Consider the following 13,995-nt stretch of genomic DNA (forward strand, 5'->3'; position numbering starts at 1 on the left):
TCTTCTACTGCAACTGGGAAGTAAAGAATATCGATCTACGAATCGACGGCGAGAGCAGCTAGAATAGCCCGGCACATGTGTTACCCATGTCTCTAGCCATGTGTTACCCATGTCCCTGTGCTAAACAGGCACCCCGTGCCCACGCGGTTACGTGCGTATGCGTTTGGCCCGCGAGGATGACATATCGCCCGCGAACGTCAAACCCGGTCGACGATCGCGATGATGGTTTGGGCCGGCGAGCGATACCTCACCGCCAATGCAAAAAGGACACGCACGTAACCGCGTGGGCACTTCGTGTTTGAGGCCCCCGGCCTCAAACACCCCACCGTACGGGAGACGTCGAGGGCCGATTCACATCTGCCGGAACAAATCCACGTAATTCCGACTGACGACCAACTGCTCCTCACGCCCCTTGAGCTTCACATGCAGGCGACCGCGAAAATCGGTGCGCGTGCCTGCCACGTGCTTGGCCGCCACGATCACCCCGCGATGAATCTGCCAGAACTGCTGCGGATCGAGTTGCTCCTTCAGCTTGGCCAGCGGCGTGCGGATCAGGCTTTCGCCGTCCGCCAGGAAGATGCTGGTGTACTTGTCATTGCTCTGGAAGTAGATTACCTCGTCCACCGCAATCAGCCGCGTTTCCTGCCCCTGCGCCGCGCGTATCCATTGCAGCGGCGCCGGCGCGGGAGAAGCAGCAGGCGCGGAAACGCCCAGCTGCCGCAGCAGCGCCTGCAAGGCATCCGGCGCCACGCTCGGCGCCGGCGCCGATGAACGCAAGGCCTCGCGCAACCGGTCCACGGTACGCTGCAGCCGCTCCAGCCCGATCGGCTTCAACAAATAATCAAACGCCGCGTGCTCGAACGCATGCACCGCATACTGCTCATGCGCGGTGGTGAACACGACCCGTGGCGGACGACCGCCGGCGCACAGCCTTGCCGCCAGTTCGATGCCGGTCAGCCCCGGCATCTGGATATCGAGGAAGACGACATCCGGCGCCAGCTCGTCGATCAGCTCCAGCGCTTGGATGCCGTTGGCGGCGCGCGTTACGCGCAGTTCGGGCCAGGCCTGGGCCAGCTGGGCAGCGAGGTAGTCGAGCAAATGCGGTTCGTCGTCGGCGATCAGGGCGCGGGGGGAATCGATGGCGTCACCTTCGTGAGTGGCAGCAGCAGGCGCGAAGTCACGCCGCAGGGTTGGTTTTCGATTAATTGTAGCTGAGCGGTCGGCCCGTGCAGCCGCTGCACCCGCTCGCGCAGGTTCGACAGGCCGACCCCGCCGCCGGGACGCGGCGCCGCATGGCCCAGGCCCATGCCGCTGTCGCTGACCTCCACGCACAGCGCATCGTCGACCAGCCGCGCCCGCACCAGTACCTCGCCGCCTTCCATCTTCGGCTCGATGCCGTGCATGATCGCGTTCTCGACCAGCGGCTGCAGCAGCATCGGCGCGATCGGCAGCTGGCGCGTGTCCGAGTCCGCCTCGATGCGGTAGCGCAGGCGCGCGCCCATGCGCACGCCCAGCACGTCGAGGTAGGCGCGGACCAGGTCGAGCTCACCGCCGAGCGTGGCCGAATCGGCGCGGCTGGCGGCCAGGCTGGCGCGCAGGTAGTCGATGAAGCGCTCCAGCATGCGTCGCGCCTGCGCCGGCTGGGTGTCGATCAGGCTGACCACGTTGGCCAGGGTGTTGTACAGGAAGTGCGGTTCGATCTGGGCCTGCAGGGCGCGCAAGCGCGCTTCGGCCAGCATGCGCCCGGCGGCGGCGATCTGCTCCTGCTGGCGCGCGGCATGGGTCTCGCGTTCGATACGGCGCTCGCCGGCAAACAGCACCAGGCGGATGATGATGGCGGTGCCGGCCGCATACACGGCGATGGTGATCATCGGTCCCGAGCGCAGCACGTCGAGCGGATGGGCGTTCGACAGCACGACGCGCATCAGTCCGATGCCGAGCAGGGCGCCGATGCCGGACACCGCCATCTGCGCCAGGCGCGGACGCCAGCCCTTGCCCGACACCGCCAGCGGCGCAAAGCGGCGCAGGCCGTACAGGGCGCCATGGATCAGGAAGCCGACCACGTTGGCGCCGACCAGCATGACGGCCAGCCGCGGCCCGAACGGCCCGGGCCGGCCGGCCAGCCACTGTTCGGCGGCGGCGAGCGCCAGGCCGATCAGGCAGTTCCAGACGAAGGTGTAGACCAGGTTGCGCAGCGGCGACGCGCGGATGCGGCGAAACGGCGCCAGCACTTCGAGCGGATGCACGCCGCGCGGCGCTGGTTCGGGAGGGTGGGAGGACATGGTCATGGGGTGGTCAAGTAGCCAAGAAATTACCATGAAAGCAGTGCGGCGTGCGATAGGGCAAGCTGGCCAGGGCCAGCGGTCCGTTGCTGATCTTTGCCGCGTCGAACACGCTCAGCACGCCCACGCCGCGCCGGGTATCCTGAGCCACGCCAACCAGGTAGCCGTCGCGTTCATTGCGCGCGCCGCGGCGCGGCACCAGCACGTGTTCCTCGACCTGCCAGCCGGCGCCGAAGCGGTAGCTGTCGACCTTGCCGCTGTCGGTGTCGACCACGTTCACGGTGTCCAGCACCAGTTCGCGGTTGGCGCGGTCGCTGCTCAATAGCGCCAGGCGCCGGTGGCGCGTGCCGATTACCTGCGGCATCACGCGCGGGAATTCGCTGGGGCCGAGCAGGCGCCCGGTCGTGGCCCGGCCGCTGGCGTAGTCGAGGCACACCTGCACGGCCTGGCTACGGCCTAGCGCATTGTCTGCGCGCGTGCCGCTCATCAAGCTGCCCAGGCCTGCCAGGGCGTCGCCCGCGTGCAGCACCACGTCGAAGCGGGTGCAGTCGCCGTCGTCCCAGGCGTTCCCGAGGTGGAAGACCATCTGCGGCGGCAGCTCGAAGACCTGGCGCAGCGTCAGCGTGTCTTTCGCCACCACGACCACGCGCGTCGGCCGCGCCCTGGCGCCGCTGCCAGCCCAGCTATGCCGCTCGGCGAAGCTCAGTGCGGAGTCGCCGCTGAAGTCATAAGGCGGCACCACGAACACCAGGTGCTTCGCGCTGACGGCGAAGTCGTGCACCATCGCCAGCTGCGGCACCTCGAGCACGCCCGTGCGCAGCAGCGCGCCGGCGGCATCGATCTGGTACAGGGCCAGGCGGTTGGCGCCGGGCAGGGCGCCGAAGTTCCACATGCCGCCCTGCGGATCGAGCTTCGGATGCGCCGAGAAGGGCATCGCCTTGACGTCGTCGCGCCAGGTCTTGATGCCGAGCGTGGCCAGCGTGTCGGGGTCGACCTCGGTGGCCGAGCCGCCTTCCCACAGCGCGTACAGGCGGCCATTGAAAGGGAGCAGGTTGGTATTCGCGGCGTTCAGGGTGTCGTTGTCGCGGAAGCCGCGGCGCGCGAACATGGTGCCGAAGGCGGGGTACAGGAATTGGCCGGCCTCGGACTCGTCGCGGAAGCGCCGGGTTTCGACGAAGCGCCCGTGGTGGCGCACCTTGCCGCCGTCGATGGTCCAGCGCTGCACGAAACCGTCGCCGTCGAACCAGTGGTGGTAGCGCTCGCGGCCGAGTTCGAAGCGGCCGGGCCCGTTGCGGTAGAAGCTGCCCTGTAAATCCTTTGGCAGGCGGCCTTCGACCACGGCCAGGCCCGACTGCTCGCCCACCTGGTCGGCATACACGGCGAGCGATTTGTCGCGCGCCAGGGCGGCGTGGAAGCGCTGGTAGGTGGCGGCGTCGGCGCGGGCGTTGCCGGTGAGGGCGAGGGCGCCCAGGCCCAGACCCGCGGAAAGGAAGCGGCGGCGGTCCATGGCAGCCTCAGCGCAGCGAAACGGTAACGGCGGCGCCGGCGGCCGGCACGGTGAAGCGCGCCTGCTCGAACGACGGCGGCCCCATGTTGCCGAGGGCGTTGTTGCTGAAGGCGTAGTCCTCGGACGGAATGCCCATCATGTTCTTGTCCATCTTGCCGTTGCCGTTGGCGTCGTGGAACAGGGCGAAGCCGTAGGCGCCGGCCGGGACGTCCTTGACGACGACTTTGGTGCTGCCATTCGCGGCCGGGGCGGCGCCGGCTTTCACGGTGCGTTTCAGGAAGCCGTCGGCCGAATCGTAGAGCGCGACCATGATCTGGCCCTGGTCGTTTTTCACGCCTTCGACGGTGATGCTCAGGTCGCCGGCGTGGGCGGCGCAGCTTGCGAACAGGGCGGCGAGGCAGATGGCGAGGCGGTGGGATTGCATGGCGTTCTCCAGTGGCGTTGTAGGGTGAAGCCACTGTAGCGGCGCGCCCGGCACGGCGTGGGCCGATGCGACGAGGGACGCGGTTGCCGGCGCCAGTTGCATGCCGGCGGCGCGAGTTGCGGCCGGCGCCGCGCAAGCTGCATTTCCTGATGGGGCGACCGATGAGGCTAGCGGCCGATGGCGTTGTTGGTGCCGTTGCTGTTCATCCGGTCGTTCTCGAAGGTCTGTTTGTCGATCTCGGTGGTATTGGTTGCGCCGCGCTCGGACTTCTTGCGCGGAATGAAGGTGCCCGTCGGGGCGTAGGAATCGGCGACGCGTTCCTGGCGCGATGTCTTGCCCGGCTCGGTCTCGGCAGTGCTGGCGCACCCTGCCAGCAACAGCATCATGCCTCCCAGTAGCAACAGCTTCTTCATGCTCGCTCCTTCGATGTGTGGACAGGCGGGACGCCCGCGAATGCAAACTCTAGCATTGCGAGGGCCGGCATATTCTCTTCAATTGTCACTTTTGCACGCCTGGCGCATGGGGATCGACGCATGTCGCAGGCGTGCCGATGTTGAACTGCGCCACCGGCTTGCTATGATGAAGATGCAGCGGTCATCGATGGAGACAACCATGGAAGAGCACGGCAACGAATTCGTCGGGACGGTGTTCGTCCTGCCCGAATCGCGCAGTTTCGAGCTGAAGACGACGCTGCACGGGGTGGCGGTCACGCTGACCGGGACGGTATCGCAGCAGCTGGCGGCCCAGTTCGCCGGCAACCTGGCGGCCGGCGCCCCGATCGACGTGCGCCAGCTGGCGCTGCAGCCGCGCCGGGTGGAGGTGCTGACGCGCGAGATCCACGAGCGGCACCGGGCGCCGCGCAAGATGCACTTCCTGATGCGGGTGATCGACGGGGCCTAGCCTTGCTGCTGCCGGGCTGCGCTGCTGCAGTCTAGCGTTCGACTTCAGCCTGCCTGTCGAGCGTGACCGTCTGCACCTTGCTCGGCTCCGACTTCTTGCGGCGGATGAGCGAGCCGGTCGGCAGGTCGTCATCCGAAGCGCGCTCCCTGCTCACCACCTGGCTCCCGTCCGTTCCCGATGCCGTTCCAGACGGGCTCGCACACCCGGCAATCAACACGACCACGCCCGCCAGCAGACAGAGTTTCTTCATCCTTCGCTTCCTCCATGTAGAACGGGCACTGCGCCCGTGAGTGCCAACTCTAGCATTCCCTAGCTGAAAAGAAACTCTTCAATTGTCACATTTGCATGCACGGCGGGTGGCGCAGGGGCCCGCTTCCTACCATTTCCTACTTCAGCTTCACGGGCGCCACCGTGGTGCCTTCTTTCACCTCGATCGCCGCGTCCTCGAAGCCCGGCGGCCCGAACTTGCCGCGCGCATCGCGGCTGAAGCCGTAGTTCTCTTTCGGAATGCCGATGAAGCTGCGGTCGAGTTCATTGTTTTCGTTCTCGTCCTGGTAGGCCATGACGGCCCAGCTACCGGCCGGGATGTCCTTCAGCGTGATTACCGTGTCCGTACCCTTGGCCGGGGCCGAGCCGCTGTAGCCGCATTGCTTCAGGAAGCGTTCCTTATCGCACAGGGCGACGTTGATTTTGCCCTTGCCGGCCATGACGCCCGAGACGCGTACCTCGACCGTGGCGGCCGATGCGCCCGCCGTCAGCGCGCAAAACAGGGTGCAACCGAAAACCAAGCGTGAAAACATGTGTCGTCCTTTATTCATGAGGGGTGATAAGCCGCTTCCCCAGCCGTGCGCGGTGTGCGCCATGGTAGGCTGTGGGTATCCCGGCTTCTTGTTGATTCGTTAAACCATGCTGCTCAATACGCTTATCGTCGTGCTCACCGTCGTGTTCATGGAACTCTTCTCCATCGTCGCGCACAAGTACGTCATGCATGGCTTCGGCTGGGGCTGGCACAAGTCGCACCACGAGCCGCGCACCGGCTGGTTCGAGAAAAACGACTTGTACGCGGTGGTCTTCGCCGGTGTCGCCATCGCCCTCATCTACGCCGGCACGCGCGGCTACCATCCGCTCGAGTGGATCGGCGCCGGCATGACGGCCTACGGCCTGCTCTACTTCGTTGCCCACGACGGCCTGGTGCACGGGCGCTGGCCCTTTCGCTACGTGCCCAAGCGCGGCTACCTCAAGCGTCTCTACCAGGCCCACCGCATGCATCACGCGGTCGACGGCAAGGAGGGCGCGGTCTCCTTCGGTTTCCTGTACGCGCCTTCGGCCGACAGCCTCAAGCAGCAGTTGCACGCGCTGCATGGAGGCCGCCTGCAGCGTCACCCTCAGCGCCGCCAGCAGGGCGGCTCCACAGCCGGGCAGGGCGCGGCGAACTCGTCGTCCGAATCCGTGAACTGAGCGCATCGCACCCGCCGCGCAGCAGCAGCCACAACTTGGTGAGCTTGCTCGTGCCGGCGCGCGTGTCCCAGGCATGCGGCCCGCGCCGCTTCACCACGATGCCGATCTGCCGGTACACCAGGCGCGCCGTGGCGATCGCCCAGCTTGAACGCAGCGGCAGCGCAGCCAGGCCGGCATAAGCCGATTCGTAATACGGCTCGGCATGGTCGACCAGGCGTGCGGCGATCTTCGCCAGCGCCTCGCGGTGGCGCGGCAGCGCGATCTCGTCCTGCGGGATGCCGGCTTCGCGCAGCCAGGCAGCCGGCAGGTAGCAACGGCCGATGTGCGCATCGTCGACGATGTCGCGCGCGATGTTCGTCAGCTGGAAGGCCAGGCCCAGGTCGCAGGCGCGGTCCAGCACGGCCGGGTCGCGCGCGCCCATGATCGAGGCCATCATCAGGCCGACCACGCCGGCCACGTGGTAGCAGTAGCGCAGGGTGTCGTCGATGGTCTCGTAACGGGCGCCCTCGACGTCCATGGCGAAGCCGGCCAGGTGGTCGTAGGCATGGCGCGGCTCGATGCCGTGCCTGAGCGCAACTTCCTGGAAGGCGGCAAAAGCCGGATCGTGCATGCGTTCGCCGGCGTAGGCGCGGCGGGTCTGGTCGCGCAGCAGGGCCAGCTCCTTGACGGGATCGTGCCCGGCGGCGTGCGGCGCCTGCGCGCCGGCCGCAGGGGCGAAGCCCAGCTCCTGGCCGTCCACCACGTCGTCGCAATGGCGGCACCAGGCATACAGCATCAGCACGCCGCGCCGGGTCTCGGCATCGAACAGTTTCGCCGCCGCCGCAAAGCTTTTCGACCCTACTTCTATGGTCTGGGTCGCATGCTGCATCAGCGCTTCGCTCATGCCGCCACCTCGCCCAGCATCAGGCCGGCGGTGGCCTTGGCCGAACCGATCACGCCCGGCACGCCGGCGCCGGGATGGGTGCCGGCGCCGACCAGGTAGACGTTCGCCAGCTCGGCGTCGCGGTTGTGCGGGCGGAACCAGGCGCTTTGCGTGAGGATCGGCTCCAGCGAGAAGGCCGAGCCGTGATGGGCGTTCAGCTGGTCGCGGAAGTCGAGCGGCGTGAAGATGCGGCTGGTGACGAGCTGGCTGCGCAGGCCCGGCATGTAGCGCTTTTCCAGATACTCGAAGATGCGGTCGCGGTACAGCGGGCCTTCGACTTCCCAGTCGATCGGCGCATTGCCCAGGTGCGGCACCGGCGCCAGCACGTAGTGGCTGCCGCAGCCGGGCGGCGCCAGCGACGGGTCGGTGACGCAGGGCGCGTGCAGGTAGAGCGAAAAATCGTCGGCCAGCGATTCCCCGTTGAAGATGTCCTTGATCAGTTCGCGGTAGCGCGGGCCGAAGCACACGGTGTGGTGCTGCAGCTGCGAATGGTGGTGGTCCAGCCCGAAGTAGAGCACGAACAGGGAATTGCTGAAGCGTTTCTTCTTCAGCGAATCGGCTTCGGCCGTGCCGCGCGCATCGTGGCCGAGCAGCTTGGCGTAGGTGTGGACCACGTCGGCGTTCGAGGCCACGGCATCGGCCGCGAACAGGCGGCCATCTTCCAGGCGCACGCCGGTGGCGCGGCCGTTGCTCGTTTCGATGCGCGCCACTGGGGCATTCAATTCGAAGCGGCCGCCGATGTCCTGGAACAGTTTTACGAGTCCCTTCACCAGTGCCCCGGTGCCGCCACGCGGGAACCACACACCCCAGCGCCGTTCCAGCGCGTGGATCAGGGTGTAGATCGAGGACGTGGCGAAGGGATTCCCGCCCACCAGCAGCGAGTGGAAGGAAAAGGCCTGGCGCAAATGCTCGTCCTGGATGAAACGCGACACCATGCCGTACACGCTGCGCCAGGCCTGTAGGCGCGCCAGCTGTGGGCCGGCCTGGATCATGTCGCGGAAGGACAGGAAAGGCACGGTGCCGAGCTTGATGTAGCCTTCCTCGAACACGGCCTTTGAATACGCTAGGAAGCGTTTATAACCCTCGACGTCGGCCGGGTTGCGCGCGTGGATCTGGCGGTCCAGCGCTTCCTGGTTATTCAGGTAATCGAAGTGGCTGCCGTCCTCCCAGCACAGGCGGTAGAAGGGTTCGACCGGCAGCATCTCGACATAGTCCTCGATGCGCTTGCCGGCCAGCGTGAACAGCTCCTCGATGCAGGACGGATCGGTGATCACGGTGGGGCCGGCGTCGAACACGAAGCCCTGGTCTTCATACACGTAGGCGCGGCCGCCCGGCTTGTCGCGCTTTTCCAGCAGGGTGGTCTGGATGCCGCGTGCTTGCAGGCGGATGGCCAGCGCCAGGCCGCCGAAGCCGGCGCCGATGACCACGGCGGTTTGTTGTTGGTTCATTCGGAATTCCTGATCTGACGAGGGTGGGTCTTGCGGGCCGCGGCAAAGGCGGCCACCAGGGGCACGGGCGGTTTACCGCTGAGGATGCGCGCCTTGTCGCGCAGGCGCAGGCGGCCGGCGTAGAAATGGGCGATCAGGCGCGGCGACAGGCGGTAGAAGCGCCCCATCACGCGCCAGCGTTTGTCGGGACTGCCGGCCAGGAACAGCATGCGGTTGAGCAGGCGGAAGAAGCGCTGGGCGCGCCACTCCTGTTGCGCTTCGTCGCGAATCGCCGCGAACAGGCGCGGGGCGCTGAATTCGGAGAATGAAGCGATGCGCTCGGCCAGGCGCACCGCATGCGGCAGCGAGTAACCCGTGGTCGAGTGGAACAGGCCGGCGCGCAGGCCGGCGCAGGGCTGGCCATCGAGCTCGCGCCAGTAGGCGTCGAAGTCGCCGGCCAGCACGATGGGCAGCGAACCGTGTTCCTCGCGCAGCACCTCCATGATTTGCCAGCCGCGCGCCCGCGCATACTCGGCGATATTCGCGCGCAGGCGTTCCGGCTCCCAGGCGCCGGTGTCGACGTAATGGGTGTCTTCGATCAGCAGCGTGTGCGCGTCGAAGGGCAGGGTGTACACGAAGCGGTAGCCGCCCTGCTGTTCGACGCTGGCGTCCATGATGATGGGGGCGGTGAGGCCATGCGGCGCGGCCAGGCGCACTTCCTGGCCGAGGAAGGTCTGGTAGCCGAGCGCAAGACGATCCGACGCGCGCACGCCGCGGCCGTCGATCACGGCGCGCGCATGCAGGACTTCGCCGCCGGCCAGCGTGACCGTGGTCGGGCTCAAGGCCTCGATCCGCACGCCTGTGCGCAAGGAGGGGCCGAGCGCCGCACCGATGACGCGCGCGAAGGCATCGGACGTAACGCTGGCATAGCCGCTACCCAGCGTGCGTGCATAGTCGGGAAAGACCACGTCGTAGCGCGGCCAGCGCCTGGCGACGACCGGCGCGATCCAGGCATGCTGCTCGGGTGTCAAATCGCCGTCGTGGAAGGACCAGGTGTGGTTGCCGCCGATGCGCTCGCTCGCTTCCAGCAGCAGGATGCGCAGGTCCGGGCGCAGGGTGTGCAGGCGCCAGGCGATCAGGCCGTTGGCCAGGCCGCCGCCGGCCAGGATCAGATCGTATTGCGCTGCGCTTGCCATGACGGGTTTATCCAAGGCTGGCCACGCCCGTCTCGGCCGTTGCCGGCGGCCCTGCCTGCACCTGCGCCTGGACGGGCTGGCGCGAGGAGAGCCGCTGGCCCAGCGCCTCCTCGACCAGGCTGGCCGCGCGCGGGGTGCCGCCGGCGCGCGCCAGGTCTGCGGCCAGCGGCGCCATGCGCCTGGCGAAGCCGGCATCGTCGAGCAGGCGGCGCAGCAGGCGGCCGATCTGCGCCGGGCTGGCAAAGCGCGGCGACGCCGACAGGCCGATGCCGGTATGGCGGATGCGCGCCGCCGCGCCGGGCTGGTCGAAGGCGATCGGCAGCGCCAGGATCGGCGTGCTGGCGGCAATCGCATCCATTACCGTGTTCGAGCCGGCGTGCGAGATCACGACGTCGGCGCGCGCCAGGACTTCTTCTTGCGGCGCAAAGGCGACCACCCAGTCGGCCCCCGCGTCGCGCAGGGCCTGGGCCTGGCGTTCGTCGAGGCCGCCGCAATGGGCGACCAGCAATTGCACGTCCTGCTTGCGGCACGCCTGGACGATGCGCTTGAACAGGCCGAAGCGCCCGCCCTGCAGGGTGCCGAGCGAAGCGAAGACGAAGGGGCGGCCGGGATCGATATCCGGCATGCGGCGGCCGTCGTCAGGGACTTGCGCGGCCTGCGTGAAGCGCAGCGGGCCGACGTGGTGGAAATGCGGCGGCAACGCCTTGCGCGGGAAGTCGAAGGACTCGACCGTCTGGCTCACCTGCAGCAGCGGCGACAGGCATTCGTGCATGGCGCTGCGCGGCGCCAGGCCCAGGCTGCGCGCCTGCGCCGCAATCACCTCGGCATGTGGCGACATCAGCCAGTCGTAGACGCGGGTGCTGCCCTCGACCATGTGGCGCGCGCGCTCGCTGTCCTCGAAATCGAAAGGCATGACCGGCAGCGGAATGCCGGGTTCGCGGTTCACCGGCAGCGCGTTCGCCACCGAGGCGAAAGGCAGGCCCATGCCCTCGGCCACCAGGCCGCCGGCCGCTTCCATCTGGTCGCACAGCAGGGCGTCGATGCCAAGCGCCGTGATGGCGGGCGGCAGTTCGCGGCACAGCATATCGGTGGTGCGCGCCATGTCCTGGATCACGCGGCGCAGGCCCAGCGGCCCGCCGGGATTGGCGGCGCGTTCGATCGAGGCGGCGAGCGTTCCGGCCGGGTGGGTGTCGCGGCCGACGGCGTGGAAGCCGAGGCGCGGGTCCTTCAGGTAGGCGCCGGCGTCAAGCTGGTGCAGGAAGGTGATGCGGTGGCCGCGCGCAGCCAGTTCGAGGCCGAGCGCCGCCATCGCGTTGTAGTGGCTGTAGAACGCCGGTGCGACCACGCCGAAGTGGGCCATGCGGGGGAATCTCCAGTTACACGGGTTGATTCGACGGGGTGCAGGCGGCCATGGTCAGTGGCGCACGGCATAGTCGGCCTGCTGGCCGGCGAAATACTGCCCCGCGCCGCCGCCGAACAGGCTGCCCACGAAGCGGCGCGTGCCCTGCTTGCTGCCGATGGCGTCGGTCAGGCAGCGGTCGGCCTCGTGCAGGTGGTCCATCAGGCGCCGCCGCGCTTCATCGAAGCCGAGGGTGTTGATGAAGGTGGCCTTGTTGACGTCCTTGCCGGTGTCCTTGCCGGTGATGGTCGGGTCCATGCCGGGGCCGTCCTGGAAGTCGTCGCGCAGCTGGAAGGCGTGACCGGCGGCCAGCGCAAAGGCGCGCAGCGAGCGGGCGACGCAGTCGTCAGTTTCGGCAATGATGGCGGCCATGTCGACCGCGGCGCCGAGCAGCACGCCGGTTTTGAGTTCGTTGGTGGTGGCGATGTCCTCGGCCGAGCGGGCAGTGGCCTGCAGGTCGAGGAACTGGCCGCGCACCAGGCCCTGCGCGCCGATGGTTTCCGACAGCCGCGCCACCAGGCGCGCGCGCACCGGCGGCGGGATGTCCTGGGCCGAACCGAGGATGCCGAAGGCGCGGCTGAGCAGGGCGATCGAGGCGAGGATGGCGACGTCTTCGCCATACTGCACGTGGATCGTCGGCTTGCCGCGGCGTAGCTGGGCATCGTCCATGCAGGGCATGTCGTCGAGCACCAGCGAGGCCGCGTGCACCAGCTCGACGGCGCAGGCGACGTCGATCAGGGCCGGCGAATCGCAGCCGAGGTCGCGCGCGACCAGCATCAGCAGCAGCGGACGCATGCGCTTGCCGGAACCGAGGGCGGCGGCGCGCATGGCGGCGGCCAGGCGGTCCGAGCTCGGGCCGCTGTCGGCGAGCAGCGCGGCGAGCCGGTCTTCGAGTTCCTGGCGCACCATGTCCATCTCCGCACCCGCGATGTCTTTCGGGGTGTCCATCTCGCGCCTGGCGAATCTTCGTGCCTGCGTAGTCATGCGCATTCCTCCGCCAAATGTGGATGATCGAAATTGATGAATTCGTAGTGCATCATACCGGAATCTTAACTAAACAATAATTAACATCTTCAACGGTGTGCGGTATAGACAAGTTTGGTGTTTTGGCCCTGACGCCGTCATTCGTGTGCACCAGGGCCGTTGACGGCAACTATTCCACGGTTTGACCGTCTGTGGCATGCCGGGCGTGGCGAGTCGGCACGCAAACACTTCGAGACGCTGCGCAATATTGCCGGTTTGTTCGCGCCGGGCAGGGGCGGGGGCATAATGTCAGCTCATCAATATTTATCGGGAGACCCTGTGAAGTCGTTCGCCAAGACCTGCCTCTGCCTGTCCGTGTTGTCCGCCGCCGTGCCGGCATCGGCCGCACCCGCTGCGCCTGCTGCATCAGCATCGGCGGCGCCGGCTGCCGCGCGCGTTACCGTCGGCAAGCTCGAGCGCCTGGCGCTGGCGCCGTCGAAGTTCGTCGAGGCGCGCCCGGTGGAAGTGTGGGTGCCGGGCGATTACGCCGAGAAGGCGCGCGCCGGCAAGCGCTTCCAGGTGCTCTACATGCACGACGGCCAGATGCTGTTCGATCCATCCACGACCTGGAACAAGACCGCCTGGCACGTGCACGAAACCCTGGCGCGATTGAATCGCGAAGGGAAGGTGGAGGACACGATCATCGTCGGCGTCTTCAACATCGCGCAGAACCGCTACTTCGAATACTTTCCCGAGAAATTCCTCGACGAGATGACGCCCGAAGCACGCGCGGCCTTCGTGCGCGACGGCCTGAAGCACGCGCCGGAAGCCGACGACTACCTGCGCTTCCTGGTGCAGGAACTCAAACCCGTGATCGACGCCAAGTACGCCACGCGTCTTGATGCCGCCGGCACCTTCATCATGGGCTCGAGCATGGGCGGCCTGATTTCGGTGTATGCGATGAGCGAATACCCGCAGGTATTCGGCGGCGCGGCCGGCCTGTCGACCCACTGGCCCGGCACCGGCAAGCACAACGCCGCCTTGCCGCTGGCCGCCTACAACTACCTGAACCACAAGCTGCCGCCGCCGCAGGGACACAAGCTGTACCAGGACCACGGCGGCGTCGGCCTCGACGCGCTGTATGCGCCGTACCAGACCTTCGTCGACCAGATCGTGCGCGACAAGGGCTATACGGAGTCGAATTACCTGAGCAAGGTGTATCCCGCCGACGACCACAACGAAAAGGCCTGGGCCGCGCGCCTGGAAGTGCCGCTGGTCTTCCTGCTGGGTAAATAAACAGCCGGGGTCAGGTCTGACATCAAGACACGGGCTCTGCATTCAACACTGGCAGGCTCCGGATACGCTTGAGTTCGTGTCCGGATGTCAGACTTGAGGTGATCCGGATATCCTGGACAGTTATTTAGGCACACGGTATGCAGCGTCGACGGCGGCAGGCGTTTGGTAGCCCAAGGTCTGATGTAACCGCCGCGTATTGTAGTACTTCTCGATGTAATCAC

At 67.2% G+C, this 13,995-nt stretch carries 14 protein-coding genes and 1 pseudogene; 3 read left to right on the plus strand and 12 right to left on the minus strand.

Going from position 1 to position 13,995, the window contains the following annotated elements; genetic code table 11:
• Window positions 1-351: 351 nt before the first annotated feature.
• The 5 genes from LK540_RS24760 to LK540_RS24780 form a co-directional block, all read right to left on the minus strand.
• Window positions 352-1,098, minus strand: a complete 747-nt coding sequence (locus LK540_RS24760; RefSeq protein WP_229440069.1) for a LytTR family DNA-binding domain-containing protein — start codon at window positions 1,096-1,098, stop codon at window positions 352-354.
• Window positions 1,099-1,118: 20 nt separating this feature from the next.
• A complete protein-coding gene (locus LK540_RS24765) occupies window positions 1,119-2,288 on the minus strand; it encodes a sensor histidine kinase (RefSeq protein WP_229440070.1) in 1,170 nt (389 codons plus the stop codon).
• A gap of 7 nt (window positions 2,289-2,295) precedes the next feature.
• Window positions 2,296-3,789: a carotenoid oxygenase family protein gene (locus LK540_RS24770; RefSeq protein WP_229440071.1), complete on the minus strand. Its 1,494-nt coding sequence runs from the start codon at window positions 3,787-3,789 to the stop codon at window positions 2,296-2,298.
• A gap of 7 nt (window positions 3,790-3,796) precedes the next feature.
• Window positions 3,797-4,213 carry a DUF2141 domain-containing protein gene (locus tag LK540_RS24775; protein WP_229440072.1) on the minus strand — a complete coding sequence of 139 codons (417 nt, stop codon included), beginning with the start codon at window positions 4,211-4,213 and terminating at the stop codon, window positions 3,797-3,799.
• Between the two features lie 167 nt (window positions 4,214-4,380).
• Window positions 4,381-4,626 (minus strand): hypothetical protein, encoded by a 246-nt coding sequence (locus LK540_RS24780; protein ID WP_229440073.1) that lies wholly within the window; start codon window positions 4,624-4,626, stop codon window positions 4,381-4,383.
• A gap of 199 nt (window positions 4,627-4,825) precedes the next feature.
• Here LK540_RS24780 and LK540_RS24785 point away from each other — a divergent pair, with 199 nt between their 5' ends.
• Window positions 4,826-5,113, plus strand: a complete 288-nt coding sequence (locus tag LK540_RS24785) for a hypothetical protein (protein WP_229440074.1) — start codon at window positions 4,826-4,828, stop codon at window positions 5,111-5,113.
• A 31-nt stretch (window positions 5,114-5,144) separates the two neighbouring features.
• On the opposite strand, the gene LK540_RS24790 is transcribed toward LK540_RS24785, so the two are convergent.
• Both LK540_RS24790 and LK540_RS24795 read right to left on the minus strand, forming a co-directional pair.
• Window positions 5,145-5,363 (minus strand): hypothetical protein, encoded by a 219-nt coding sequence (locus tag LK540_RS24790; protein ID WP_229440075.1) that lies wholly within the window; start codon window positions 5,361-5,363, stop codon window positions 5,145-5,147.
• A gap of 136 nt (window positions 5,364-5,499) precedes the next feature.
• On the minus strand, window positions 5,500-5,913 hold the full coding sequence (locus LK540_RS24795; RefSeq protein ID WP_229440076.1) for a DUF2141 domain-containing protein: 414 nt from the start codon (window positions 5,911-5,913) through the stop codon (window positions 5,500-5,502).
• Between the two features lie 106 nt (window positions 5,914-6,019).
• On the opposite strand from LK540_RS24795, the pseudogene LK540_RS24800 reads away from it, so the two are divergent.
• Window positions 6,020-6,412 (plus strand): annotated as a pseudogene (locus tag LK540_RS24800) (sterol desaturase family protein); the annotation flags it as partial.
• Window positions 6,413-6,449: 37 nt separating this feature from the next.
• Here LK540_RS24800 and crtB read toward each other — a convergent pair.
• The 5 genes from crtB to LK540_RS24825 are packed head-to-tail and all read right to left on the minus strand — an operon-like array spanning window position 6,450 to window position 12,499.
• A complete protein-coding gene (gene crtB, locus LK540_RS24805) occupies window positions 6,450-7,454 on the minus strand; it encodes a 15-cis-phytoene synthase CrtB (protein WP_229440077.1) in 1,005 nt (334 codons plus the stop codon).
• Window positions 7,451-8,941 carry a phytoene desaturase gene (locus LK540_RS24810; RefSeq protein WP_229440078.1) on the minus strand — a complete coding sequence of 497 codons (1,491 nt, stop codon included), beginning with the start codon at window positions 8,939-8,941 and terminating at the stop codon, window positions 7,451-7,453. The genes crtB and LK540_RS24810 overlap by 4 nt, the downstream gene beginning before the upstream one ends.
• Complete coding sequence (gene crtY, locus LK540_RS24815; protein ID WP_229440079.1) at window positions 8,938-10,116, minus strand: lycopene beta-cyclase CrtY; 1,179 nt, start codon at window positions 10,114-10,116, stop codon at window positions 8,938-8,940. Before crtY ends, LK540_RS24810 begins: the two co-directional genes overlap by 4 nt.
• Before the next feature lie 7 nt (window positions 10,117-10,123).
• The gene (locus tag LK540_RS24820; RefSeq protein ID WP_229440080.1) at window positions 10,124-11,476 is read right to left on the minus strand and encodes a glycosyltransferase; all 1,353 of its coding nucleotides are present in this window, start codon (window positions 11,474-11,476) and stop codon (window positions 10,124-10,126) included.
• A gap of 54 nt (window positions 11,477-11,530) precedes the next feature.
• Window positions 11,531-12,499, minus strand: a complete 969-nt coding sequence (locus tag LK540_RS24825) for a polyprenyl synthetase family protein (protein ID WP_229440081.1) — start codon at window positions 12,497-12,499, stop codon at window positions 11,531-11,533.
• Window positions 12,500-12,817: 318 nt separating this feature from the next.
• On the opposite strand from LK540_RS24825, the gene LK540_RS24830 reads away from it, so the two are divergent.
• Window positions 12,818-13,774, plus strand: coding sequence for an alpha/beta hydrolase-fold protein (locus LK540_RS24830; RefSeq protein WP_229440082.1), 957 nt, complete (start codon window positions 12,818-12,820; stop codon window positions 13,772-13,774).
• Window positions 13,775-13,995 lie beyond the last annotated feature (221 nt).

The sequence above is a fragment of the Massilia sp. IC2-278 genome, assembly GCF_020708045.1.
Taxonomy (GTDB): domain Bacteria; phylum Pseudomonadota; class Gammaproteobacteria; order Burkholderiales; family Burkholderiaceae_D; genus Telluria.

Coding starts and splice junctions, on each gene's coding strand:
- LK540_RS24810 (WP_229440078.1), bottom strand. CDS start 8,941: ATGAACCAACAACAAACCGCCGTGGTCATCGGCGCCGGCTTCGGCGGC.
- LK540_RS24790 (WP_229440075.1), bottom strand. CDS start 5,363: ATGAAGAAACTCTGTCTGCTGGCGGGCGTGGTCGTGTTGATTGCCGGG.
- LK540_RS24785 (WP_229440074.1), top strand. CDS start 4,826: ATGGAAGAGCACGGCAACGAATTCGTCGGGACGGTGTTCGTCCTGCCC.
- LK540_RS24825 (WP_229440081.1), bottom strand. CDS start 12,499: ATGACTACGCAGGCACGAAGATTCGCCAGGCGCGAGATGGACACCCCG.
- crtY (WP_229440079.1), bottom strand. CDS start 10,116: ATGGCAAGCGCAGCGCAATACGATCTGATCCTGGCCGGCGGCGGCCTG.
- LK540_RS24775 (WP_229440072.1), bottom strand. CDS start 4,213: ATGCAATCCCACCGCCTCGCCATCTGCCTCGCCGCCCTGTTCGCAAGC.
- crtB (WP_229440077.1), bottom strand. CDS start 7,454: ATGAGCGAAGCGCTGATGCAGCATGCGACCCAGACCATAGAAGTAGGG.
- LK540_RS24780 (WP_229440073.1), bottom strand. CDS start 4,626: ATGAAGAAGCTGTTGCTACTGGGAGGCATGATGCTGTTGCTGGCAGGG.
- LK540_RS24770 (WP_229440071.1), bottom strand. CDS start 3,789: ATGGACCGCCGCCGCTTCCTTTCCGCGGGTCTGGGCCTGGGCGCCCTC.
- LK540_RS24795 (WP_229440076.1), bottom strand. CDS start 5,913: ATGTTTTCACGCTTGGTTTTCGGTTGCACCCTGTTTTGCGCGCTGACG.
- LK540_RS24765 (WP_229440070.1), bottom strand. CDS start 2,288: ATGACCATGTCCTCCCACCCTCCCGAACCAGCGCCGCGCGGCGTGCAT.
- LK540_RS24820 (WP_229440080.1), bottom strand. CDS start 11,476: ATGGCCCACTTCGGCGTGGTCGCACCGGCGTTCTACAGCCACTACAAC.